Below are 21,463 nucleotides of genomic sequence, written 5' to 3' on the forward strand. Positions count from 1 at the left end.
ATGACGCCGATGATGAGTTTGAAGAGCTATTCTCTTTCGGAGCAAGATCCTTTACCATTTGGGATGCAAACGGAAATCTAGTTTGGGACAGCGGCGATGATTTTGAACAGATCACAGCAGCTGTACTTGTAGACAATTTCAATTCCACTAATGATGACAACGACTCATTTGACAATAGAAGCGATGATAAAGGGCCTGAGCCTGAGAATCTAGATATCGGAAAGATCGGGGATCAGTACTTTGCGTTTATAGGCCTGGAGAGAGTAGGGGGAATTATGACCTACGATATTACAGACCCTAACAATCCGATTTTTAATGACTATATCAACAACCGTAACTTTAGTGCAGATGCCACAACATCTGAGGCGGGCGATTTAGGCCCTGAGGGCATTTTATTTATAAGCGCTGCTGACAGCCCAAATGGCGTTCCGCTCTTGGTTGTTGGAAATGAGGTTAGTGGTACTACAACAATCTACAGAATTGATGCAAACTAGTTTTTAAGAAAGGTTATGTTACAAAGGGGTCTAGAAATAGATCCCTTTTTTATTATCTGGTTAAATACCCCAGCCGCCGCTTAAGATTATATTTGAGCCGTTTACATATGCGGCCTCATCAGAGAGAAGATATAAAGCGGAATCCACTGCGTCTTTAGTGCTTCCTATATAGCCTGCTGGTATGCGTTTTACCATTGCTTCTAGCTCATCCTCCGGGGCGCTTCCTGAATTAATAAAACCAGGGGAAATTGAGTTTACTGTTATGCCATGTGTACCTAACTGGCGCGCAAAGGCCCGGGTCAACATTAGCACTCCTGCTTTAGCAATATAGTGCGCAGTAACCTCAGTCTGGGCAATCATCTTATCGGCGTTTGCCATGCTGAAATTAATAATACGTCCCGATCCTCGTTCCTGCATACCTGGTGCGACTGCCTGTGAGAGATAAAACACTGGGTGAAGGTTATTATCAAACATAGAGTTCCAGCCCTCTGGGGTTTCTTTTAGGATACTTACTCTATGGTATGGACCAGCGCAGTTTATAAGAGCATCAATCCTATCGAACTCAGCCTCAACATTTTTCACCAAAATAAAAGCTTCGTTTGGATCAGACACATCACATTTTTGCGCGTATGCCTTAGAGCCTATCTCCTCTATTAGACCTATAGTTTCATTAGCGTCTTTCTCACTCTTTCTATAACAGATCGCTATGTTCCATCCTTTTCTAGCAAGCTCAAGCGCTATCTGTTTTCCGATCCCCCTTGCTCCGCCTGTTATTAGTGCTACCTTCTCGCTCATATTAGATCTCCTTCACCAATAATCATAAGAATTATGTAATCTATTATACCTATGCCACAGACCCCTTGGATATCGCCCTTTAAAATCACACCAGAGCCCGATAAAGAATACATAACTCAGATTACATATCTTCCTGTTAGGAGCTATCTTGATTTCCCCGGTTTCTTCGCAGATGTGGAGAAAGTTCAGGCGCAGTTACAAAAATCACACGGGGTTATCGGGTTTAAATTAAGAGCTGACATCCTATCAAAAAAAGCTTATACAATCTCAGTCTGGGAAGATGCTAAGTCGCTTAAGGAGTTTATCACTTCTGGCGTCCATAAAGAGGTTATGGCAAGTGATGCGAAGTACTTAGGAGATGATAGAAAGTTCGTAACCGTTTTTATAAAAGGAAGCGAATTTCCTCCAACTTGGGAATGGGTTTTTAAAACACTTAAAGAAAACTGATCAAAGCACCTTAGGCGGCCGTGAGTTATTTGATGCAACCCGTGAGCCCCATTCAAGCAGTTCTTTGCTGCAGTCATCGCGGTCTAGGATTACTTCTATAAGACTTGGGCCGTTTTTGTGGGCTAGGGCGGTTTTAATCGCTTTTTGAAGCTCACCCTCAGTTGTAACCCTCGTAGACCATCCATTTCCCTCTCCGGCGTTAAAAACGTCTATAAGACCCGCATAATCCCAGTTTTTAATGTTGTTATACGGACCGTCATGTATCTCAACCTCAATCGTATAGCCGCCGTTGTTAAGGAGAAATATAATCGGATTAAGCTCATAGCGGATAATGGTAGATACTTCCTGCGCTGTGAGCTGAAATGAGCCGTCGCCAACAAATGTAAGAAGCCGGCGCTTGTCCTTAGACGCAAGAGCGTATCCCAGCGTAGCGCCCACTGACCATCCAATTGATCCATACTGCATCTGAATCTCAAATTTTGCCCCTTCAGGAAGTTTTAGCTTAATACCGTTAAACCATGAGTCACCAGTCTCCACAAGCACAGTTGTGTTGTTATTGAGTATGTCCTCTACCTGTGTAAAGAGCCGTCTCGTAGTGATGATCTCGTCTTTTTTAATCGGCGGCTCTGGTGCAAACTCCTGTTTAACACGGTTATAGGCTACTAGAGACGCATTGTTGGGTTCTATTTTTTTAGCTAGTTCTGACAGATAGTCCTTAAGCATTACATGGTTGTAGGTAACATTTGGGAGCCTTACAAAATCTGGCCCGGCATATATGGTTTTTTCATGATTGATAAGAGTTGTAAAACCGCAGGTTGTGTAATCAGTAAACCTTGGCCCTGCAAATAGGTACATATTGGCAGACTCTACTATCTCTGCAGTCCCCGGGCTTGATACTGGGCCCCAGTATGTGCCAATATAGTTTGGATGATGCTCTGAAACTAGCCCCTTTCCCTGAGGCATATTGGCATATGCATAATCAGATTTTTCTACGAGTTCAGCAAAAGCGTCTGTTGCTCGTGATGATTTTAGATCCACGCCCGCTACCAGAACTGGACGAGCGGCCGTTTTAAGCAGCTCAACACTAGCATCAACTGCCTGAGCCAAGGCCTGATCATCGCTAAATAGACCATGAAGAAAATTCCTCTCATGAGGAGGAGAGATCTCAAGACCTGCAAGGTTGCAAGGGATCTCAAGGTATACAGGCTTATGCTTAAGCAGACATAATCTTATGGCCTCATCTATTTGTGAAGGTGCGTCTTCTAAATGCTTTATAATTTCTGAATAAACAGTGGCTTTAGCAAATACTTCTTTCTGATATCCATAGGATACGCTTCCAGTAGTATGATGAAGCCTTTGGTTTTCGACCTCTGAGTTAGTGTTAGGGCCTCCGCTTATAAAAACTATCGGTAAATCCTCAGCATAAGCGCCTACTATGGCATTAAACGCGCTCAATCCGCCAACTGAGAAAGTCGTTACTAGTGCCCCGACTCCGTTTGCCCTTGCGTAGCCATCGGCCGCATAGCCGGCGTTAAGCTCATTGCAGCAGCTTATCATTTTCAGGTTTTCATTTTTTAAAAGTTCATCCAAAAGTATTAAATTATAGTCACCCGGAACTGTAAAATAATCCCGAACTCCTATTTCATAGAGTCTTGCTGCTATATATTCGCCGATTGTCACTTTGTTGTTATTGCTCATCTTCTACCCTCGCTTAAGCATAATGTTAGCAGAATTATATTAATAACTGATAAACTATCCGCCAGTCGTAATATAACAAAGAACTGAGTTTAATTACAACAAACTAGTTAGAATATATTTCTTGTTTTACAACAAAGACTGAATTAATATATAATTAAATTCTAAATAACAGGGTAGTAGATATGGCCTTTAAGAAATCAATCATTTTAATTTTTCCTTTATTGGTAATTGGTCTTTATGGCGGGTGCTCAGATAACGGGCCAGATTGCAGATTTTTGGAATACGAAGAAAACCTACAGAACTCAGAGTGTACAGCAGAAGCTTTTCTTGATATCGACTTGTTAAGAGGATGTTCAATAGGTATTGGTTGTTTCAGTGAAGAGGCCAGAATAAATAATTTTGATTCATGTACACAAGTTGACTGCCAAACTATTGAGTGTGAGGAGATCTTTTTTGATGACGAGCCCACTTTTGGTTTATTAAGCAATATAGAACTTGGTGTTTCAGACATACTAAATGGTGATTTTATTATTGATGAAATGGTAATCCCTTTCCGTTGCCTCTTTTTCCAGCCATAGTCAGATGAATCTAAAATTAAACTCCCCACATCCAATTCATCAATGGGCTTAACTATAATAAAGAAAAATACATTCTTTAAAGACCTGATCTTTAAAATCTGGCTTTGGGATGCAAAATTCAAGTTAGAGCGTATCCGAGAACATATCACTAAGAATGAAAACATTTTAGATATTGGCACAGGCCCCGGAAGTGTTTTCTTACTCATGAACGAAGAAGGCTACAACGTCAGCACTATAGATGTTGAAGACCAAACATTCTCAGAAGAAATACAGCCAAAGCTATATGATGGACAAAAATTACCTTACGCAAACGGCAGTTTTGACACAGCACTTCTTCTGACAGTGCTTCACCATACACAAAATCCAAAAGATGTACTTCTTGAAGCTATGAGAGTTTCAAAAAGAATTATCATTATTGAAGACATTTACTCAAACACTCTTCAGAAGTATTTAACATTTGCTGCTGACTCTATTGTAAATTTAGAATTTAGAGGGCATCCGCATACAAATAAAAATGATTCAGGATGGCTAAAACTTTTTGATGAACTTGGGCTTAAATTGTTAGCAAGAAGATACGACAGATTCTCAATACTTTTCAAACAGGCCACCTATATCCTTGAGAAATAAATAGTATTTGAAGTTACATTTCATAGCTGTAATAATAATTCAGCTATGAAAATTATAAACATCGCAGACATCCATGGAAATGCCCGCCCTATAGCAGATATGGGAGATATCATATCTTCTGCAGATCTTATCCTTTTAAGCGGTGATATTACGCACTTTGGAGGAGAGAAAGAAGCGTCAGAAATAATAGATCAGATACAAGCTTTTAACCCCAACATTCTTGCAGTCACAGGAAACTGCGATAACAAAGACGTTGACTATTATTTAGATCAAGAGCATATGCAAATCCAGGGTAGGGCCATAGAAATTGACGGAGTTACAATCTTCGGCGCAGGTGGATCCCTGCCGTGCCCTAAACCTACACCCAACATCTATACTGAAGATGAATATGCTGAGATTTATGATCCTATACGCGGTCTCATTCCAAACAATAAGCCAAAGATTCTAGTTTCCCACAACCCACCCATAAACACTCTGAACGACACTCTGGCCACTGGCGGCCACGTAGGTGGGAAAGTAGTGAGGGAGCTCATAGAAAGAACCCAGCCACTTGTATGCTTCACAGGACATATACATGAAGCAGCAGGAATAGATGAGATTGGTAGGACTAAAATAGTTAACCCTGGACCACTAGGTACAAGGTCCTATGCATATCTTGAATTGAATGATAACATTGAAACTTTGGAAATAAGAAAAATTTGATTGTACCAAGGGAGGTATTATCTAATGAAATATTTACTTGTAAGTTGTTTAGTAGGGATTCTCTTTATCTCATTCGCAGCAGATACTTCTGCAATGAAATATACAGAGGTTGAGGAATTTTATATTAAATATGATTTAACCGGAAACAATGAAGGAAGTAAGGAATTTGTTTCTAAAGATTGGGGTCATACGCAATGCTGGATCGAAAAATCAACAATGACAATGGGTGGAAACACTATAGAAAAGAACGAAAAAGTGATATCGCAGATTAAAGATGGAGAGCAGTATATTACTACTATCAATCTTGATGACAACTCAGGCAAAGAGATGAAAAACCCTATGTTCGGCGGTATATCTAAAGGAATGGATGGGAAAAGCCCAAGAGAATTTAGTGAGGGGTTAATGAAACAAATGGGCGGTCAAAAAGGCGAGAAGAAAAAAGTAAATAATGAAGAATGCACACAGTGGACTCTAATGGCGGGTGCATTTACTTGTGTAACTGATGATTTAATTGCAGTTGAAACAGGGGCAAATATGGCAGGGATTCAAATGTTAGAAACAGCTACTGAGGTTAAAAGAAACAATGCTGGCCCCGATGGCATATGCGATGTTGGAGATGCAAAGATTGAACAAATTAATTTAGATCAATTATTAGGCAACTAAGAACATTACAGAAAAAGGCTAGTCACCCAGACTAGCCTTTTTTGTTTTTTGCTTAACCTTGTTTACGAACACCTTGAATTTCTAATGTAATTTTCACTTCATCCCCAACAACTAAACCACCCGCTTCAAGCACTTTGTTCCATGTCATACCAAAGTCTTTTCTATATATTTTTCCATCTGCTACAAAAGCGGTTCGTTCATTTCCTCTTGGATCTTTAGCGCTTCCTTCAAAAACAGCGTCCAGCGTAACTTCTTTAGTAACGCCGTGAATAGTTAGATCGCCAACTATTTCAAAGTTCTCGCCATCAGCTTTCTTAATGGATGTGCTCTTGAAAGTTATATCAGGATACTGCTCTACATCGAAGAAGTCTTTTGATCTGAGGTGATCGTCGCGGTCTTTTTCATTTGTGTTAATACTTGCAGCTTTAATATCTGCATTTACGTTTGAGTTTGAAATATCTTCAGAATCAAATGCATAGGATCCCTCAAATACGTCAAAACGTCCTGTAACTGTGCTAATTGCTAGATGTTTTACTTTAAATATCACCTGGCTATGAGCCTGATCTATCGTATATTCTGCAACTTCTGCATTAGAGGACACTTGTCCAGCAGCAATAATGCTAAAAACAAGTAGTGCCACAACTGTGTATTTTTTGATACTATTCATGAGTAAAACCTCCTGTTTGAATTAGAGTTAGCTTATATATTCTTTGATGACCCAAATATCTGTTTGATTCTAAAATACCACAAGAATTTTCCATTTGCATAAATTATTTTGTATGCTTGTATTTATGTTTCAACTAAAGAATTTGGAGTTTGGTTATGAATAATCTAACTATAAGAAATGCCAAGAGTGAAGATGCAGTTAAAATGGCTGAGATCTTAAGGGAAATAGGCTGGTCTGAAAGACGAAACAATATGGCAATTGAAGAAGTATCAGGACCTATTGAACAACTAATTAGACATTGCAATGAAGATCCTGGCGGACATACGATGATAGTTGCAGTAGACGAAAATGATGAGGTTATCGGATTTACAAATGTGCATTGGGTTCCGTTTGTGATGTTGGGTAGTTTGGAGGGATATGTTTCTGATGTATTCGTAAGTCCAAGCGCTGGAGGCAAAGGCGCGGGAAGTGCCCTGATCAAGAATGTGATGAAGCTCGGTGAGGAAAAAGGCGCTATGCGGCTCATGCTGACAAATGGTAAAGAAAAACCTTCATATAAAATGGGGTTCTATAAAAAAATGGGGTGGACTGAAAGACCCAAAGTTGCTAACTTTGTCTATTATTACAAAGAGCCTTGGTCGTAACTTATTGTTGATATTGAGTAATTTAAGTGATATATTCAAAATAGGTGATGGCAGTGACAAAGAAACTGATACTGGTAAGACACGCTAAATCGAGCTGGAAAGATTCAACACTAAACGATATTCAACGGCCCCTAAACAAGCGCGGCAATAAAGATGCCCCAAAAATGGGGGAGCATTTAGCCCAAAAGGATATATGGCCAGATGCTATATTCTCAAGCCCGGGCTTAAGGGCGCTTACCACAGCTAGATTAATATCCGTCAAAATTGGAATAGAGCCTTCAGATATTAATATCATTGATAAATTGTATACCTTTAGCTCACAAGACCTTTTAGAAGTAGTTTTAGGCCTTGATGATAATTTAAACACATTAATGCTTGTGGGCCATAATCCTGCGATCACAGATGCAGTAAACTACTTGTCTGGTTCTGATATTGATAATGTTCCAACATGCGGCATAGCAGTGCTCAAGCTGTCTACTCAATCATGGTCACAGGCTAGTCAAAGTAGTGCAGAGCTTGTCCGCTTTGATTATCCAAAGAAATTGTGGTAGAAAACTTCCATGAATATTTCAACTCCAGATTTGTGCGACTCCAATCCTGATTTGGTCAGGATATTAGAGCCCATTTTAGATAGCTACGGCGGCAAAGTTTCATTTGGCGGTGAAATTGTAACAGTTAAATGCTTCGAAGATAATTCAAGAGTAAAGGAGCTTGCAGCAACAAACGGCAGGGGAAAAGTGATGGTTGTAGACGGAGGAGGGTCACTTAAAAAAGCGCTTTTAGGTGATTTAATTGCACAAAGTGCAATGGAAAATGGCTGGGAAGGCTTTGTGATATATGGCTGCATAAGAGATGTTGAGCCGATTGGTGATATGAATATTGGCGTTAAGGCATTAAATTCAATTCCACTTAAAACACAGAGAAAAGGTGTGGGCGATACAAACATTGATATCACATTTGGTGGAATAACGATGAGATCTGGCGAGTATATTTATGCAGATGAAACTGGCATCATTATTTCATCAGAGCCTCTTATAAACAAATAGAAATAATGACTCCTGAATGCTAAAAAGTGTATTGATAATAATTACAAAATAATCTAGAATCAGTATTAAGGTCATAAAAGCTATTAGCACGGAGTCAGAATGAAATTACTATTGATTAATCCAAGGTTTCCAGAAAGCTTCTGGAGCTTTAAATGGGCTGTTGATAACATTATGCCAAGGGACGTTAGAACCGTAAATCCTCCCTTAGGACTTGCGACCCTTGCTGCGCTTACTCCCCAAGACTGGGAAATTGAAATCATCGATGAAAATATCGAATCTATACCCCTTAATCCAGATGCTGACATTATTGGGATATGCGGGATGGGAGTACAGTTCAAACGCCAAACGGAGCTTTTAAATTTCTATAGAAATCAGGGGCATTTTGTTGTTGCTGGAGGCAGCTATGCATCCTTATGCCCTGAGTATTACGAAGAGCTTGCGGATGTGGTTGTTGCAGGAGAGGCGGAATATATTTGGAAAGAGTTCTGCAGCGATTTTGAAAATGGTAGACAAAGAGCTCTTTATCAAGAAAAAAGTGAAGTTTCTTTAGAAGATTCCCCAACACCTAGATTTGATTTGTTAAATATAGATAAATACCAGGCCGTGAGCCTTCAGTTTTCAAGAGGGTGTCCATACAGATGTGAATTTTGTGACATTATTGTTATGTTCGGCAGAAAGCCAAGGATCAAATCTCACGAACAGGTCGGCCGTGAGCTTGATGAACTAAGAAAATTAAACGTTACCAATGTTTTTTTTGTAGACGACAATTTAATTGGCAATAAACCTCAGGCAAAAAAACTTATGGCATACCTTAGGGACTACCAAATAGAGCATGACTACGAGTTTCTATTCGGCACCGAGGCATCTTTAAACTTAGCCCAAGATGATGAGCTTCTTGAGCTATTTACAGAAGCTAATTTCGGCTGGGTCTTCATCGGCATAGAATCTCCTGATGAAGAGAGTCTTAAGGAAACCCTTAAATTCCAAAATACAAGGTCTGACATACTATCCTCAATTCAGCATATTTATTCCTACGGAATAGAAGTACTTGCAGGATTTATCATCGGATTTGACAACGATACACTTAAGACTTTTGATCTTCAGTATAACTTCATTCAAAACTCTGGCATCCAGGCAGCGATGATAGGTCTATTGACCGCTGTCCCAAAAACACCTCTATATGAAAGATTAGAGAAAGACGGGCGGTTAATCAAAGAAGCAAGCGGCACTGACAACACAAAACTTGGAACTAACCTAATCCCTAAGCAAATGTCTTACGAAGATATGGTTGAGGGCTATAGAGATCTTTACTATAGATTGCTGGACGATAAAACAATTGCAGACCGTATTAACAATAAAATGAATCATTTAAACGATCCGATATTTAAAAGTACTTATACTCTTAGGGATCAAGTTGGCGCTCTTGGTAAATTCATTAAAAACGGGCTTTTGAGAGGCGGCCCAAAGAGAACTTACCATTTCCTAAGAACATTCCCTTTCACAAACCCAAAACAGGTTCCTATTGTAATTCAAGACTGGACAATTGGAATAGCTATGAAGGACTATGTAGACCGCCACTTCATTAGAGAATTTGATGAGCAAAATGTGTTAGCAGAAACTTATTCTGAGTCTATAGAGAAATCCTTTGAGCCTTATACGAGTAAAGGGTCTTTGGAAGTTTCGCTTAACAATGTTAAAAACACAGCGGCTAATCTATCAATTTCAATTAAAGGGATCATAGATACGGATTTCTTTGATAATGTAGCGCCTCATCTAGAGGGCGTTCTTAAAAACACATCTTCTTCTGTAACGCTTAACATTGAGCATTTTCATGAAACCCAACGTCAGCACATGAACCGACTTTTTGAAAGACTCTCTCGCTACGGCGACAGGATATACATAGCTGTCCATGAAAAGTGGCGGGACAAAGTGAATGTAGACTCTTCAGTCTTCAACCTAGTGCTTGAGAGTTAAAGTTTGAAAATATAAGATGGCGGAGAAACACTTCGGTGTTAAATACTCTATAAATGGAAACTATAAGAAGAAATACAACTAAATCAGACTCTGTGGTGCTTCTTCAAAACCTTCTAATTAAAGCTGGTTATGATATTTCGGCAGACGGGGATTTTGGGCCTATTACAGAAGCAGCCGTTAAGGACTTCCAAAAAAAGAATAAACTTGTGGTCGACGGCATAGTTGGTCAAAAAACTTGGAGAACTCTTCTTAGCGAAGAACCTGAAGACCCGCTAGCGCTCAAGTCTCGCTTTTTGTCTGAAAAAGACCTTCAAACAGTTGCGGAGGATCTCGGGGTTGAGCTTGCTGTGGTTAAGGCTGTTAACGAAGTTGAATCAAGCGGACAGGGCTTTTTAGGGGACAAGCCGAAAATATTATTTGAGGGACATATCTTGTGGAGACAGCTAAAAAAACACGGTCTAGATCCTAAAGATCATGTTGCCGGCAATGAGGATGTTTTGTATAGCAGCTGGACTAGAGAGCACTATATTGGAGGTCAGAGCGAACACCTTAGACTTGATAAGGCTAAGAAAATTCATGAGAATGCTGCTCTTGAATCAGCATCTTGGGGGCTTTTTCAAATTATGGGCTTTCACTGGGAGAACTTAGGCTATAAGAGCGTGAAAGACTTTGTTAGACTTATGAATAAAAGCGAAGGCGAGCACCTTAAAGCCTTTGGAAGATTTGTAGTAGCTAATAACCTTACAAAGTATCTTAAGAACAAAGAGTGGGCTAATTTTGCCAGGCGATACAATGGGCCTGGATATAAAACAAATAAATACGACGAAAAACTGGCTAGGGCCTATCAAAAGTACAAAATTTAAGTGAAAACTAGTTCCTAAAGCTAATTTCTAAGAAATTCAATAAAGATAGTGCAATCATATAAAATTTAGGTATAATTTCCTGTTCATATTTAGAATTCACATAATTTTAATAGTTAAATTGTTTTTGTGTTGACAAAGATATAAAAATAATGGAATAATGTAAGCGGTTTAGTTATTTGGGAGGAGTTAGAAAATGCATGCAGTTATTAAAACTGGTGGTAAACAATACACCGTAAACCCAGGAGATGTTATTAACGTTGAGTTAATAGCTGGAGAGCCTGGCGACAGCGTTGAATTTAATGAAGTACTTTTGGTTGCTAACGATAAAGGAAAAGTTGATATTGGATCACCAACTGTAGAAAAAGCAGTTGTAAAGGGCAAAATCTTAAAAGAAACCAAAGGGAAAAAAATTACTGTATTTAAATTCAAGAGAAGAAAAGACTACCGTAACAAAAACGGACACAGACAACGTTACACTACGGTTGAGATCACAGATATTTTGAATTAGGAGGCAAATAGATTGTCTACAAAGAAAGGCGGCGGAAGCAGTCGTAACGGAAGAGATTCTGATGGAAAAAGATTAGGTTTAAAAAAATTCGGTGGTGAAGATGTAATAGCCGGAAATATCCTTGTCAGACAAAGAGGCACTAAGTTCCATCCAGGCACAAATGTTGGAATGGGTAGAGATCATACATTATTTGCACTGATCGACGGCAAAGTCGAGTTTCAGAAATTCGCAAATAATAAGACTAAAGTAAACATCCAACCTTCATAAGTAGACTCTTGCTGACGGGTGATGTGCGATTCACCCAACCGGCAATAATTTTAGTTTCATTTAATTTTAAGAGATATTCGGTAAATTGAGACTATTCTAATATTTTTCTTTACTAGTAAGAATTAAATTAGTATTATGAATCTAAGTACTTTAATAATGCCATATCGGATTATAAGCCATCATGACTAAGCCCGGAACTATTCAGTCAATAGCATTAGTAGTGCTCTTCGTGATATTAGCAGTTATTGTATCCGTCTTTACCTCTTATTATTTCAATTCAGCACTTACGGACCAGAAAACCAACGAACTAGTATCTATATTTAATCAGTCTGATACTAGTTTCCAAGAAACTGCAGAAAATGTTCTGAACAACAATGAGGAAGTTTACTATGTGCAGCTTCTTGATTCTGAGGGCGTTCTTTTAGAAAGCTTTGGCGATTCATCGGCCGCTATGCCTAATTCTTCAATCACTCCTATCACGACACCACAAAACAATACAATTATCGTTGGAACTTATACAAGCGAATCAAACTCAATCGCAGGATTAACAACCTCAACAGCTATATGGAGCGCTTTAATAGGTCTTGCAGTAGCAATAGTGGCAGTATTTTTAGTATCATCACTTTCTAACGGAAAATCAGACGCAATGGAAAAACTGATAGCCGGAATGAAACGTGTATCAAGAGGTGATTTAGGAAATAAGCTCGAGTCCAGCGAGGCTGGGGACAATGTGACCATGATTAGGGCATATGAAACATATAACCAGATGCTTGATCTGTTAAAGAAAAAAGACGAAACACCTATTCCGGAAGAACCGGTGTTTCAGCCGACTTTAATAGAAACTGATGAACTGGAAGAGCAAGAGGAGGAAGAAGAGTTAACTAAAAATAGAAGGGTTACGGTCATTGTGGCAAAAATTGCTGATTTTCAGGATCTAAGCACAAGTTTAGATTCTACAGAATTCAGCGCGTTTCTAGCTGATTACAGAAAATCAGCCTCATCAATTATCTCAAACTACGGCGGCGTAATAGAAGCTCTAATGAAAGACGAAATAGTGGCATTTTTCAATGCGCCGGAAGAACAAGTAAACCCAGAGCTAAAAGCCATTTGCTCAGCAGTAGAAGTGCTTCAGCACCTGGCAACTATAACAAGGGAAAGAAAACTTGAAGGGAAAATTGCCATAAGCGGAAAGATAGGAATTGGCACTAAATCCCTAACTGTTTACGGTGATAACGGAGTCCCTCAGGGAATAAAAGCAATTACCGATTCAGCAAGGGGAATCTGTGATCTTGCCCCTATTTGGAGAGTTATTGTTAGCGAGGAGCTATATCTATCCGTAAGTGAGTACGTGGAAGCAAGAGAGCTAACTTTGGGTGGAGACACTTACTACTCCATAGTTGGTGTTGAAGAGGGCGTAGTTTAAATACCAGTCAAAATATATACATCCCAGATAATATGTTGTCTCAAATATAGCACTTAGGTAATCTCTTAAACAGTTATGAGCAGAAAAAGAATAGTTGTAGCTATGAGCGGCGGCGTAGACAGCACGACGGTGGCTGCAATGCTTAAAGAAAAGGGTCATGAAGTTATAGGCATCACAATGCAGCTTTTGGACTATAAAGATGCAGAAGGGGGATGTTGTTCACTTGACCATGTGATTGACGCAAGACGCGTTGCGCAAGAGCTTGGTATTCCTCACTATGTTGTAAATTTTGTAGATTCTTTCAAAGAGCTCGTTCTAAAGGACTACGTAGAGAAATATGAATCCGGCAAAACCCCCATACCATGTGTTTTGTGCAATCAGTATGTGAAATTTGACCTGCTCCTAAAAAGAGCGCTTGAGCTGGGAGCTGACTACTTAGCAACCGGACACTATGCAAAAATAAATTATGAAAACGGCAGATACTCGCTGAGCAAAGCTGATGATGAGAACAAGGATCAAACCTATTTTCTCTATACCCTAAGTCAAAAAGAGCTAAGCCAACTAATGTTCCCACTTGGATCACTGAGAAAGGATGAGGTAAGAGATTTAGCGCGCAGTCTAAACTTAAAATTAGCTGAAAAACCAGATAGCACAGGCGTGTGTTTTGTTCCCTCTGACAATTATAGGGACTATCTTATTAGCCAAAATGCCTTTACACAATTAGAAGGCGAGATTGTTGACACAAGCGGCGAGGTACTTGGAAAGCATAGGGGCATTTATTCTTTCACAGTAGGGCAGCGAAGAGGGCTTGGGATAGCTACAGGAAAACCGATGTACGTGGTGGGCCTTGTACCTAAGGAGAACAAAGTAATAGTGGGTGAAGAAGATAAAATATACAGCAGCAAGCTGGTAGCTGAGAACCTATCGTGGGTAGAAGAAAAAAATCCAATTGAAGAAAATGGAATAGAAGTAAAAGCAAAAGTTAGAAATAGACACATTGAAGATGACGCTTTGGTAAAAATGACCTCAGAATCAAATGCAGAAATTGAGTTTAAAAACCCTCAGCGTGCAATCACACCAGGGCAAGCAGTGGTATTATATAAAGATAAAAAAGTCTTAGGGGGAGGCTGGATTAACAGGGTCTTATAGACATGAAAAGTATTTCAATAGTCACCCTTGGGTGCAAAGTAAACCAATATGATACAGCTGTAATATTAAATCAGCTTCCTAAAAGCAGATATAAAAGAGTTCCATTTTCAGACAAAGCAGATGTGTATGTCATAGATACCTGCACAGTAACTCACAGAGCAGACTCGGAGGCCAGAAATTATATTAACCGTGCTAAGAGAGCTAACCCTGATGGTCTGGTTGTAGTTACAGGGTGCTATGCCCAAGTATCGCCTGAAGAGCTTAAAGAAGTAAAGGGGGTCGATTACGTAATAGGAAACTCTCACAAGTTCACATCACTTCTCAAAATTATTAGAGAGGGTGAGCGGCAGCAAGAGCCCAAGGTTTTCATCTCAGACATATTCAAGGAAAAAAAGAAGGGATTTGAATCACCAGATATTGAAGTTTTCCCGGGAAGAACAAGAGCATTTCTAAAAGTGCAGGACGGATGCAACTATGCTTGCACATTTTGTATTATTCCAAGGGCAAGAGGACGTTCAAGAAGCCTTGATATCCCAGAGATACTAAGCCGCATGGAAAAACTAGCAAACTCCGGCTACAAGGAGATAGTACTTACCGGCGTTCATATCGCCAGCTATGGTAGAGAAATGGGATCCAGCTTCTTTGAACTGCTCAAAGAGATTGAAAAAGAGAAAATAGTAGGGCGTGTAAGATTGACTTCTTTAGACCCTGCAGATACTGAGCCTGAGCTAATAGATTTTATAGCTGACTCTCAAACTATTTGTCCGCAGTTTCATATAGCTCTTCAAAGTGGTGATAATGAAGTTCTAAAAGCAATGAGAAGAAGATACAACCAGGATAAATTTTTTGAAATAACCGATCTAATACGAAAAAGAATCCCTGATGCTGCTATTGGTTCTGATATTATGGTTGGGTTCCCCGGAGAAACTGAAGCACAATTTAACAACACCTACAATGTGGCCAAAGAATCTGCACTTACTTATTTTCATGTGTTCCCATATTCTAAGCGAAAGATGACTCCTGCTGCCAATATGCAAAATCAGGTAGCATCGGATCAAATTAAAGAAAGAAGTAAAATTCTAAGAGATCTGGGCAGCACCAAGAAACAAGAGTTTTTTGAAAAGTTTATAGGCAGATCATTTCCCGTACTAATTGAAAAAGGCTCAAAAGGCACTACTCCTAATTACATACCTGTCAGAATTGATAATCAAGGTTTAGATATAGGTCAGGAAGTAATGGTAAAAATAACTGACGTTGTTAACGAAGAAGCAGTTGGAGATTTGGTTAGTACCACAAGATAAATCCTAATTATGCCCACCTACTTAAGACTCTTCGCACTTGTATTATTCTTAATCCAATCATCATGTTACTTTGGCTATTCTTCAGGCAAAGAGCTCTCTGAGGCAAATTGGTACGATTCTGATCAAACTCTAAAAATCTGGGCCTTAGCTGACATTCAGCCCACTGATGAAGGCGATAAAGAGGCATTTGAAATATCCATTAGGGATATAAACGAAAATGTGCCTAATGTGGATTTTGCAATAGTCGCCGGAGACATAGTGAATAAAACTGATGAAGAAGTATTTGATTGGTACGTGGAGACAAGAGATAGATCATATATAAACGAGTGGTATGAAATTATAGGAAACCACGATTTAAAATCTGACATGGGCGAGCTTTTTCGTGAAAAGCTTCGTCAGGAAGTCAATTATGCATTTACAAAGGATAATATGCTGTTTATTTTCATGTCTGACTCTGAAAGGGGAAAACCTACTGTAATATCAGATGAGACATTTCTATGGTGGAAGGATTTAGTTGTTAACAACCAAGATAAGATTATTGTAGTAACAACCCATGCACCACTTGAAGACAGCGGTATCCCTTTTTCTTCCTTTACAGACAGACAGGTCATAGATTCAGAGCGTTTCACTAAAGTATTAGAAGAATATGATGTAGACCTTTGGCTATCAGGCCATCTACATATCCCTCATGGGGTCATGAACAACATTGTGGAGAAAGACAAGTTCAATGGAACAATATTTGTTCATATCTCCTCAATCCGTCCAGAAATCATGGGCTTTAAGGATTCTGAGTCCAGAGTCATAACATTTGCCTGTGGATACGACAAGGTACTCATACAGTCCAGAAACCATGAAGAGGGCGAGTTTGACACCAACCACAACAGGGTTTTTAAGCTCTCTAAAAAATATGATTGTGAACCTTCTTCCAATTAATTACATCCAAATATTAGTAGCAGAATTTTAGATAGATATTTAATACTATATATAGAGATGGGAAGATGGAAATTGGATTTATCAAGAAACTGATAAATGTCATTTCAACTGGCGAAAATCAACCATTAAACAACGCAAGTGATGAAGAGTTAGTTAAAGCATTTGCTGACAACGGTGATGAAGCAGCCTTTGAAGAAATTGTTAACAGATACTCTGATAAAATTTACGGATTTGCGCTCAGGATTACTCGTAATGCTAATGATGCAGAAGAAGTTTTCCAGGAAGTATTTCTAATATTAGCAAAGAAGTTAAGCACATTCAGAGGAGAATCTAAATTCTCAAGCTGGCTATATAGGGTTACAGCAAATACGAGCTATATGTACCTGCGTACTCAAAAAAAACATGACAGCAACTTAAGCCTTGAAACCTATTCGCCTTATGATGAAGAGGGCACTCTTATGGGCAAAATAATGTATAAGGATTGGAGCTCCAGACCTGATATAATTATTTTCAGCAAAGAGGCTCTTGAAATTATTGACAAATCGATTAATGATTTACCTGAGTCCTACAGAACTGTTTTTCATCTAAGAGATATAGAAGGTCTTTCAAACGAAGAAGTGGCAGATGTACTTGAGCTTTCCATATCCGCAGTTAAATCGAGACTTCATAGAGCTAGGCTCTTTCTTAGGGATAGGTTGTCTGACTACTTTTATGAATGGAGAAAATAGATATGTTTATGTGTAAAGACGTGGTCGAAAACATAATGGTTTATATCGATGATGAACTCGATTTAGAGACCCTTAAAGAGCTAGAGAAACATACTGGCGTCTGTCCGGAATGTATGGCCTTTGTTAACACCTATCGAAGAATGTTGGAAGTTACAGGAAAATTAAAAGAGAAACACTTTGTTACCCCTGATGTAAGAAACCGTCTAAGAGTACTACTTAAATCAAAGATAAAACCTTGCTAATATATTTGACAATATACTTTAGTTAGAATCCTGACCTTTAGTTTCCACATTAAATCCTGTGCTCAGTCCAGGTTGAGCTTGATTAATCTGATAGTAAATTGCGGTTGCTCTGTCTGAATCGCCGAGCTGTTCGTATGACAGGGCCATGTGCATTTTTGCAATTGTTAAATAAGGGCTTTGAGGCTCAGTTATTTCCGAAAGATAATCTATGGCTTTCTGCCATTCATTTTGGTTGAAATAAGCCAAACCTTGAGTGAGCTTTGCTGAATCTACCAGCATTGGCTCATCTGTTTCATTCGCCTTAAAACGATCGAGCAAGCTTAGAGACTCCTGGTAATTCCCCTCATTAAAATTAATCATTGCCGCATAATAAAGTGCTACGTTTGAAACCCCGCTATTCGGGTGTTCTTTTTCAAGTTCCAAGAAACCAGCTAGAGCTCCTTCAGTGTCGCCTGAATCTAATTTATTCATAGCGCTTTGAAACATATTGTTTGCTTCGATTCCCTGATTCTGCGAGCTCGTGTTAATAAAGAATGCTCCTACCAAAACAACTATAACTACTACTACTGCTATCAGAATTTTTTTTGCGTGATCAGATGTAAAATCAACAATTCGCCCGACCGTTTTATTAAATTCGTCAGGCTGCTTTAGATCTTTTTCAGTATATTTTATTTTTGTAGACATAGGGGGAAATTATAATCAGAGCTTAAAGAATTACAAGATCGGCGCACTTAAATCGTAAGAATAACCCAGTGATAATCCTTGCAGATTGCAGTGTGTAAAGCTACACTTCTAATGGAGAAACTATAATGCTAAAACGACTCTCTATATTGCTTATACTTATGTCAGCATTCAGTTTTTATCTGAGCTATGCAGATACAGATAAAGAACCAGCTGAAAAAGAACAGAACTCCACTGATACTCTGCCGCCCAATGATATAGTTCTAATTCAGATAAACGGAACTATAAACCCGGCAACTCTTGATTATATAAAAGCAGGTCTCAATGAAGCTGAAGCTAAATCCGCAGGCGCTTTGTTTATACTTTTAGATACACCAGGCGGACTGCTCACTTCTACCAAGGAAATAGTAAAGCTTCTTTTAAACTCTCCGATTCCAGTGGTTGTTTATGTATCCCCAAGCGGCGCTTCAGCCACATCAGCAGGAGTGTTTATTACAATGGCGGCTAATGTCGCGGCAATGGCCCCTGGAACCAGCATAGGCGCTGCCGCTCCCGTATCACTTAGCCCGCGAGGTAAGCAGCCTGAAAATAAAGACCAGTCTCCGAGTACGGACAAGAAGGATGAAAAGGAAGGGAAATCAGAGGAAAAAACTAATGAAGATGTAATGAGCGAGAAAATTGAAAATTATGCTTCTTCATTTATTGAGAGTATTGCTGAGCATAGAGGACGTAATGTAGAGTGGGCGATTGATGCAGTTAGAGAGAGCGATTCCATAACTGCGACCAAGGCGCTTGAGTTAAAAGTAATAGATATTGTATCTCCTAGCTTAAGTGAACTGCAAACACAGATAAACGGTATGAAAGTTAATGTGCCCAGCGGCGAAGTCACACTTAACACAAAAGACGCCAAGATTGAAAGGATTTCCATGAGCCCCAAACAAAAGTTAATTGATGTATTAAGCACCCCAGATATCGCATTTCTTTTATTATCCTTAGGCTCACTTGGTCTTTTGTTAGAATTCTATAACCCTGGACTAATTTTCCCTGGAGTAGCCGGAGTAGTTTGCCTAATGTTGGGCTTTGTATCATTTCAGATTCTTCCATTTAACTACGCAGGAGTTGTGCTTCTAGCGGTTGCTCTTGGGTTGTTTATAACAGAGGTCTATGTGTCTAGCTACGGGCTTTTGACGACAGGAGGGGTTATAAGCTTTGCACTGGGAGCGCTGTTATTGTTTGACACTCCTGACTCTGATGTCAGAGTAGGGTACGGAGTAGTAATAGCCTCTACGGCTGCTATAGTTCTATTTTTCGGCTATGTGCTGTTCTATTTAATCAGAGCTCAAAAGCTGGCACCACAGATGGGCATGGAAGGAATAGTAGGGCAGGAAGGAACAGCGGCTTCTGATATACTTCAGAGCGGTAAGGTCTATATAATGGGAGAGTACTGGGATGCCCAGAGTGATCAGCCGATAAGTGATGGAGATAAAATAAAAGTTGTAGAATCTAAAAAAGGGTTCAAACTTAAAGTAGAAAAAATCTAACAATAACATCAGGAGGCAGCAAAAATGTTTTCACCTGTATTTATTTTCATAGGAATTATAGCGCTTTTCATATTATCGGGAATAAAAATTCTAAACGAGTATGAAAGAGGGGTAGTTTTCAGATTGGGAAGGATTGTCGACCTTAAAGGCCCCGGTTTTAAATGGATCATACCCATGGTAGATAAGATGACAAAGATAAGCCTTCGTCTTATCACAATGGATGTGCCTCCTCAGGACGTTATAACCAGAGACAACGTATCTGTAAAAGTAAACGCAGTCGTTTACTTTAGGGTGGTGGATCCGATTAAAGCAGTAATTCAGGTAGAGAACTTTTTGTATGCAACTTCTCAGCTTGCCCAGACTACCCTTAGGAGCGTGCTAGGTCAGGTTGAGTTGGATGAATTACTTGCAGAAAGAGAAAAACTAAACCTAAAGCTTCAGGACGTACTAGATAAACAGACAGATGCCTGGGGAATTAAAGTTACTTTGGTTGAGCTTAAATATGTTGACCTTCCAGAGGACATGAAGCAGATCATGGCTCGTCAGGCTGAGGCAGAAAGAGAAAGAAGAGCTAAGATTATCAGCGCAGAGGGTGAATTCCAGGCAGCTCAGAAACTAACCGAAGCATCAGAAATATTGGGCCAAAGCCCTATGTCACTTCAGCTAAGATTTTTGCAGACTCTAACTGAGATGTCAGGCAATCAAAGCTCAACAATTGTATTCCCTCTTCCACTGGATCTCTTGAAGCCATTTTTTGAAAAGGGATTACCTAACGTTATAAAAAATCCTCCAAGCGGATCAGAAGATAATAAGTGGGGCGCAAAAGAAAACGAATAAGACAATCATTACACTGGGAGAATAAATTGCTGAGATTACTACTAATAACGACTCTTAATATATCTATGCTACTTGTACTTGGAGCATGCGGATCAGATGATAATAAACAGGATGCCAGTCAAGAAACTCGTACTTCCGAAACATCAACATCCACCTCTTCCACTTCAGAGCCTGTAGACGGAGATTGGCTGATGTATCACCTCAGCGCCGAACCTGCAACACTTAACCCAATTACTGCAACCGACGCATACGAGGGTACAGTAAACAGCGGCAAGATTTATGAGACCCTAATTGAAAGAAATAACGAGACCCTTGAGCTTGAGCCCCTGTTGGCTGAGTCATGGGAAATTTCTGAGGACAAGCTTAAATTTACTTTTAAGATAAGAGAGGGAATAAAGTGGCACGACGGCAAGCCATTTACCTCTGAAGATGTGGTGTTCTCATATAAAACCATAATGAACCCAAAGGTAGACAGTCCGCAGTTAAGGGCATACTTTCAGGAAATAAGAGACGTTAAAGCAATAGATGATTTAACAGTAGAATTTACTTATGCAAGACCATACTTTTTGGCCTTAGAATTTTGCGGTGGCATGCCAATTGTGCCAAAGCACATATTTGATAAAGGCGACTTCAACACTAACCCTGCAGGCAGATC

The 21,463-nt window shown here is 39.4% G+C and carries 26 protein-coding genes; 22 read left to right on the forward strand and 4 right to left on the reverse strand.

All coding sequences use genetic code 11. The features are described from left to right. Positions 1–494 (forward strand): hypothetical protein (locus tag AAF462_01340; GenBank protein ID MEM7007759.1); only part of this gene is annotated, 494 nt, incomplete at its 5' end. A gap of 60 nt (positions 495–554) precedes the next feature. Here the strand turns inward: AAF462_01340 and AAF462_01345 are convergent. Then, positions 555–1,289 carry an SDR family oxidoreductase gene (locus AAF462_01345; GenBank protein MEM7007760.1) on the reverse strand — a complete coding sequence of 245 codons (735 nt, stop codon included), beginning with the start codon at positions 1,287–1,289 and terminating at the stop codon, positions 555–557. 51 nt (positions 1,290–1,340) lie between these two features. On the opposite strand from AAF462_01345, the gene AAF462_01350 reads away from it, so the two are divergent. Further along, on the forward strand, positions 1,341–1,736 hold the full coding sequence (locus AAF462_01350; GenBank protein MEM7007761.1) for a hypothetical protein: 396 nt from the start codon (positions 1,341–1,343) through the stop codon (positions 1,734–1,736). Here AAF462_01350 and AAF462_01355 read toward each other — a convergent pair whose 3' ends face one another. Continuing rightward, positions 1,737–3,434: a thiamine pyrophosphate-binding protein gene (locus AAF462_01355; protein MEM7007762.1), complete on the reverse strand. Its 1,698-nt coding sequence runs from the start codon at positions 3,432–3,434 to the stop codon at positions 1,737–1,739. Between the two features lie 182 nt (positions 3,435–3,616). Here AAF462_01355 and AAF462_01360 point away from each other — a divergent pair, with 182 nt between their 5' ends. The 4 genes from AAF462_01360 to AAF462_01375 are packed head-to-tail and all read left to right on the forward strand — an operon-like array spanning position 3,617 to position 6,004. Then, complete coding sequence (locus AAF462_01360; protein MEM7007763.1) at positions 3,617–4,012, forward strand: hypothetical protein; 396 nt, start codon at positions 3,617–3,619, stop codon at positions 4,010–4,012. Between the two features lie 42 nt (positions 4,013–4,054). Further along, positions 4,055–4,639, forward strand: a complete 585-nt coding sequence (locus AAF462_01365; protein ID MEM7007764.1) for a methyltransferase domain-containing protein — start codon at positions 4,055–4,057, stop codon at positions 4,637–4,639. 45 nt (positions 4,640–4,684) lie between these two features. After that, positions 4,685–5,341: a metallophosphoesterase family protein gene (locus AAF462_01370; GenBank protein MEM7007765.1), complete on the forward strand. Its 657-nt coding sequence runs from the start codon at positions 4,685–4,687 to the stop codon at positions 5,339–5,341. A 24-nt stretch (positions 5,342–5,365) separates the two neighbouring features. Beyond that, positions 5,366–6,004 (forward strand): hypothetical protein, encoded by a 639-nt coding sequence (locus AAF462_01375; protein ID MEM7007766.1) that lies wholly within the window; start codon positions 5,366–5,368, stop codon positions 6,002–6,004. 52 nt (positions 6,005–6,056) lie between these two features. Here AAF462_01375 and AAF462_01380 read toward each other — a convergent pair whose 3' ends face one another. Further along, positions 6,057–6,671, reverse strand: a complete 615-nt coding sequence (locus AAF462_01380; protein MEM7007767.1) for a YceI family protein — start codon at positions 6,669–6,671, stop codon at positions 6,057–6,059. A gap of 155 nt (positions 6,672–6,826) precedes the next feature. On the opposite strand from AAF462_01380, the gene AAF462_01385 reads away from it, so the two are divergent. From AAF462_01385 to AAF462_01445, 13 genes are all read left to right on the forward strand, one after another. Beyond that, the gene (locus tag AAF462_01385) at positions 6,827–7,315 is read left to right on the forward strand and encodes a GNAT family N-acetyltransferase (GenBank protein MEM7007768.1); all 489 of its coding nucleotides are present in this window, start codon (positions 6,827–6,829) and stop codon (positions 7,313–7,315) included. Between the two features lie 53 nt (positions 7,316–7,368). Next, positions 7,369–7,866 (forward strand): histidine phosphatase family protein, encoded by a 498-nt coding sequence (locus AAF462_01390; GenBank protein MEM7007769.1) that lies wholly within the window; start codon positions 7,369–7,371, stop codon positions 7,864–7,866. A gap of 9 nt (positions 7,867–7,875) precedes the next feature. After that, entirely contained in the window at positions 7,876–8,361 is a 486-nt protein-coding gene (rraA, locus tag AAF462_01395; protein ID MEM7007770.1) for a ribonuclease E activity regulator RraA, read from the forward strand. 99 nt (positions 8,362–8,460) lie between these two features. Further along, on the forward strand, positions 8,461–10,335 hold the full coding sequence (locus tag AAF462_01400; protein MEM7007771.1) for a radical SAM protein: 1,875 nt from the start codon (positions 8,461–8,463) through the stop codon (positions 10,333–10,335). 53 nt (positions 10,336–10,388) lie between these two features. After that, positions 10,389–11,198, forward strand: a complete 810-nt coding sequence (locus AAF462_01405) for an N-acetylmuramidase family protein (protein ID MEM7007772.1) — start codon at positions 10,389–10,391, stop codon at positions 11,196–11,198. A 193-nt stretch (positions 11,199–11,391) separates the two neighbouring features. Then, entirely contained in the window at positions 11,392–11,706 is a 315-nt protein-coding gene (rplU, locus tag AAF462_01410) for a 50S ribosomal protein L21 (protein MEM7007773.1), read from the forward strand. Between the two features lie 12 nt (positions 11,707–11,718). After that, positions 11,719–11,973, forward strand: coding sequence for a 50S ribosomal protein L27 (rpmA, locus tag AAF462_01415; protein MEM7007774.1), 255 nt, complete (start codon positions 11,719–11,721; stop codon positions 11,971–11,973). Between the two features lie 181 nt (positions 11,974–12,154). After that, positions 12,155–13,396 carry an adenylate/guanylate cyclase domain-containing protein gene (locus AAF462_01420; GenBank protein MEM7007775.1) on the forward strand — a complete coding sequence of 414 codons (1,242 nt, stop codon included), beginning with the start codon at positions 12,155–12,157 and terminating at the stop codon, positions 13,394–13,396. Positions 13,397–13,471: 75 nt separating this feature from the next. After that, entirely contained in the window at positions 13,472–14,545 is a 1,074-nt protein-coding gene (gene mnmA, locus AAF462_01425) for a tRNA 2-thiouridine(34) synthase MnmA (protein ID MEM7007776.1), read from the forward strand. 2 nt (positions 14,546–14,547) lie between these two features. Then, positions 14,548–15,846 carry a tRNA (N(6)-L-threonylcarbamoyladenosine(37)-C(2))-methylthiotransferase MtaB gene (mtaB, locus tag AAF462_01430; GenBank protein MEM7007777.1) on the forward strand — a complete coding sequence of 433 codons (1,299 nt, stop codon included), beginning with the start codon at positions 14,548–14,550 and terminating at the stop codon, positions 15,844–15,846. 9 nt (positions 15,847–15,855) lie between these two features. Continuing rightward, positions 15,856–16,779: a metallophosphoesterase gene (locus AAF462_01435; protein MEM7007778.1), complete on the forward strand. Its 924-nt coding sequence runs from the start codon at positions 15,856–15,858 to the stop codon at positions 16,777–16,779. 65 nt (positions 16,780–16,844) lie between these two features. Further along, on the forward strand, positions 16,845–17,507 hold the full coding sequence (locus AAF462_01440) for a sigma-70 family RNA polymerase sigma factor (GenBank protein ID MEM7007779.1): 663 nt from the start codon (positions 16,845–16,847) through the stop codon (positions 17,505–17,507). A gap of 2 nt (positions 17,508–17,509) precedes the next feature. Next, positions 17,510–17,749, forward strand: coding sequence for a zf-HC2 domain-containing protein (locus AAF462_01445; GenBank protein ID MEM7007780.1), 240 nt, complete (start codon positions 17,510–17,512; stop codon positions 17,747–17,749). A gap of 18 nt (positions 17,750–17,767) precedes the next feature. Here the strand turns inward: AAF462_01445 and AAF462_01450 are convergent, their stop codons facing one another. Next, positions 17,768–18,433: a tetratricopeptide repeat protein gene (locus AAF462_01450; protein MEM7007781.1), complete on the reverse strand. Its 666-nt coding sequence runs from the start codon at positions 18,431–18,433 to the stop codon at positions 17,768–17,770. 125 nt (positions 18,434–18,558) lie between these two features. Between AAF462_01450 and AAF462_01455 the strand changes: the two genes are divergently transcribed. The 3 genes from AAF462_01455 to AAF462_01465 form a co-directional block, all read left to right on the forward strand. Next, positions 18,559–19,971: a nodulation protein NfeD gene (locus AAF462_01455; GenBank protein MEM7007782.1), complete on the forward strand. Its 1,413-nt coding sequence runs from the start codon at positions 18,559–18,561 to the stop codon at positions 19,969–19,971. A 24-nt stretch (positions 19,972–19,995) separates the two neighbouring features. Next, entirely contained in the window at positions 19,996–20,808 is an 813-nt protein-coding gene (locus AAF462_01460) for a slipin family protein (protein ID MEM7007783.1), read from the forward strand. Between the two features lie 26 nt (positions 20,809–20,834). Next, positions 20,835–21,463: ABC transporter substrate-binding protein (locus tag AAF462_01465; protein MEM7007784.1), on the forward strand; the 629-nt coding region annotated here is incomplete at its 3' end.

It is taken from the genome of Thermodesulfobacteriota bacterium (assembly GCA_039028315.1).
GTDB lineage: Bacteria > Desulfobacterota_D > UBA1144 > Nemesobacterales > UBA2774 > CR02bin9.

Bases quoted from the DNA above. Each gene is read 5' to 3' on its own strand.
- AAF462_01345 (MEM7007760.1), bottom strand. From the start codon at position 1,289: ATGAGCGAGAAGGTAGCACTAATAACAGGCGGAGCAAGGGGGATCGGA.
- AAF462_01350 (MEM7007761.1), top strand. From the start codon at position 1,341: ATGCCACAGACCCCTTGGATATCGCCCTTTAAAATCACACCAGAGCCC.
- AAF462_01355 (MEM7007762.1), bottom strand. From the start codon at position 3,434: ATGAGCAATAACAACAAAGTGACAATCGGCGAATATATAGCAGCAAGA.
- AAF462_01360 (MEM7007763.1), top strand. From the start codon at position 3,617: ATGGCCTTTAAGAAATCAATCATTTTAATTTTTCCTTTATTGGTAATT.
- AAF462_01365 (MEM7007764.1), top strand. From the start codon at position 4,055: ATGGGCTTAACTATAATAAAGAAAAATACATTCTTTAAAGACCTGATC.
- AAF462_01370 (MEM7007765.1), top strand. From the start codon at position 4,685: ATGAAAATTATAAACATCGCAGACATCCATGGAAATGCCCGCCCTATA.
- AAF462_01375 (MEM7007766.1), top strand. From the start codon at position 5,366: ATGAAATATTTACTTGTAAGTTGTTTAGTAGGGATTCTCTTTATCTCA.
- AAF462_01380 (MEM7007767.1), bottom strand. From the start codon at position 6,671: ATGAATAGTATCAAAAAATACACAGTTGTGGCACTACTTGTTTTTAGC.
- AAF462_01385 (MEM7007768.1), top strand. From the start codon at position 6,827: ATGAATAATCTAACTATAAGAAATGCCAAGAGTGAAGATGCAGTTAAA.
- rraA (MEM7007770.1), top strand. From the start codon at position 7,876: ATGAATATTTCAACTCCAGATTTGTGCGACTCCAATCCTGATTTGGTC.
- AAF462_01400 (MEM7007771.1), top strand. From the start codon at position 8,461: ATGAAATTACTATTGATTAATCCAAGGTTTCCAGAAAGCTTCTGGAGC.
- AAF462_01405 (MEM7007772.1), top strand. From the start codon at position 10,389: ATGGAAACTATAAGAAGAAATACAACTAAATCAGACTCTGTGGTGCTT.
- rplU (MEM7007773.1), top strand. From the start codon at position 11,392: ATGCATGCAGTTATTAAAACTGGTGGTAAACAATACACCGTAAACCCA.
- AAF462_01420 (MEM7007775.1), top strand. From the start codon at position 12,155: ATGACTAAGCCCGGAACTATTCAGTCAATAGCATTAGTAGTGCTCTTC.
- mnmA (MEM7007776.1), top strand. From the start codon at position 13,472: ATGAGCAGAAAAAGAATAGTTGTAGCTATGAGCGGCGGCGTAGACAGC.
- mtaB (MEM7007777.1), top strand. From the start codon at position 14,548: ATGAAAAGTATTTCAATAGTCACCCTTGGGTGCAAAGTAAACCAATAT.
- AAF462_01435 (MEM7007778.1), top strand. From the start codon at position 15,856: ATGCCCACCTACTTAAGACTCTTCGCACTTGTATTATTCTTAATCCAA.
- AAF462_01440 (MEM7007779.1), top strand. From the start codon at position 16,845: ATGGAAATTGGATTTATCAAGAAACTGATAAATGTCATTTCAACTGGC.
- AAF462_01445 (MEM7007780.1), top strand. From the start codon at position 17,510: ATGTTTATGTGTAAAGACGTGGTCGAAAACATAATGGTTTATATCGAT.
- AAF462_01450 (MEM7007781.1), bottom strand. From the start codon at position 18,433: ATGTCTACAAAAATAAAATATACTGAAAAAGATCTAAAGCAGCCTGAC.
- AAF462_01455 (MEM7007782.1), top strand. From the start codon at position 18,559: ATGCTAAAACGACTCTCTATATTGCTTATACTTATGTCAGCATTCAGT.
- AAF462_01460 (MEM7007783.1), top strand. From the start codon at position 19,996: ATGTTTTCACCTGTATTTATTTTCATAGGAATTATAGCGCTTTTCATA.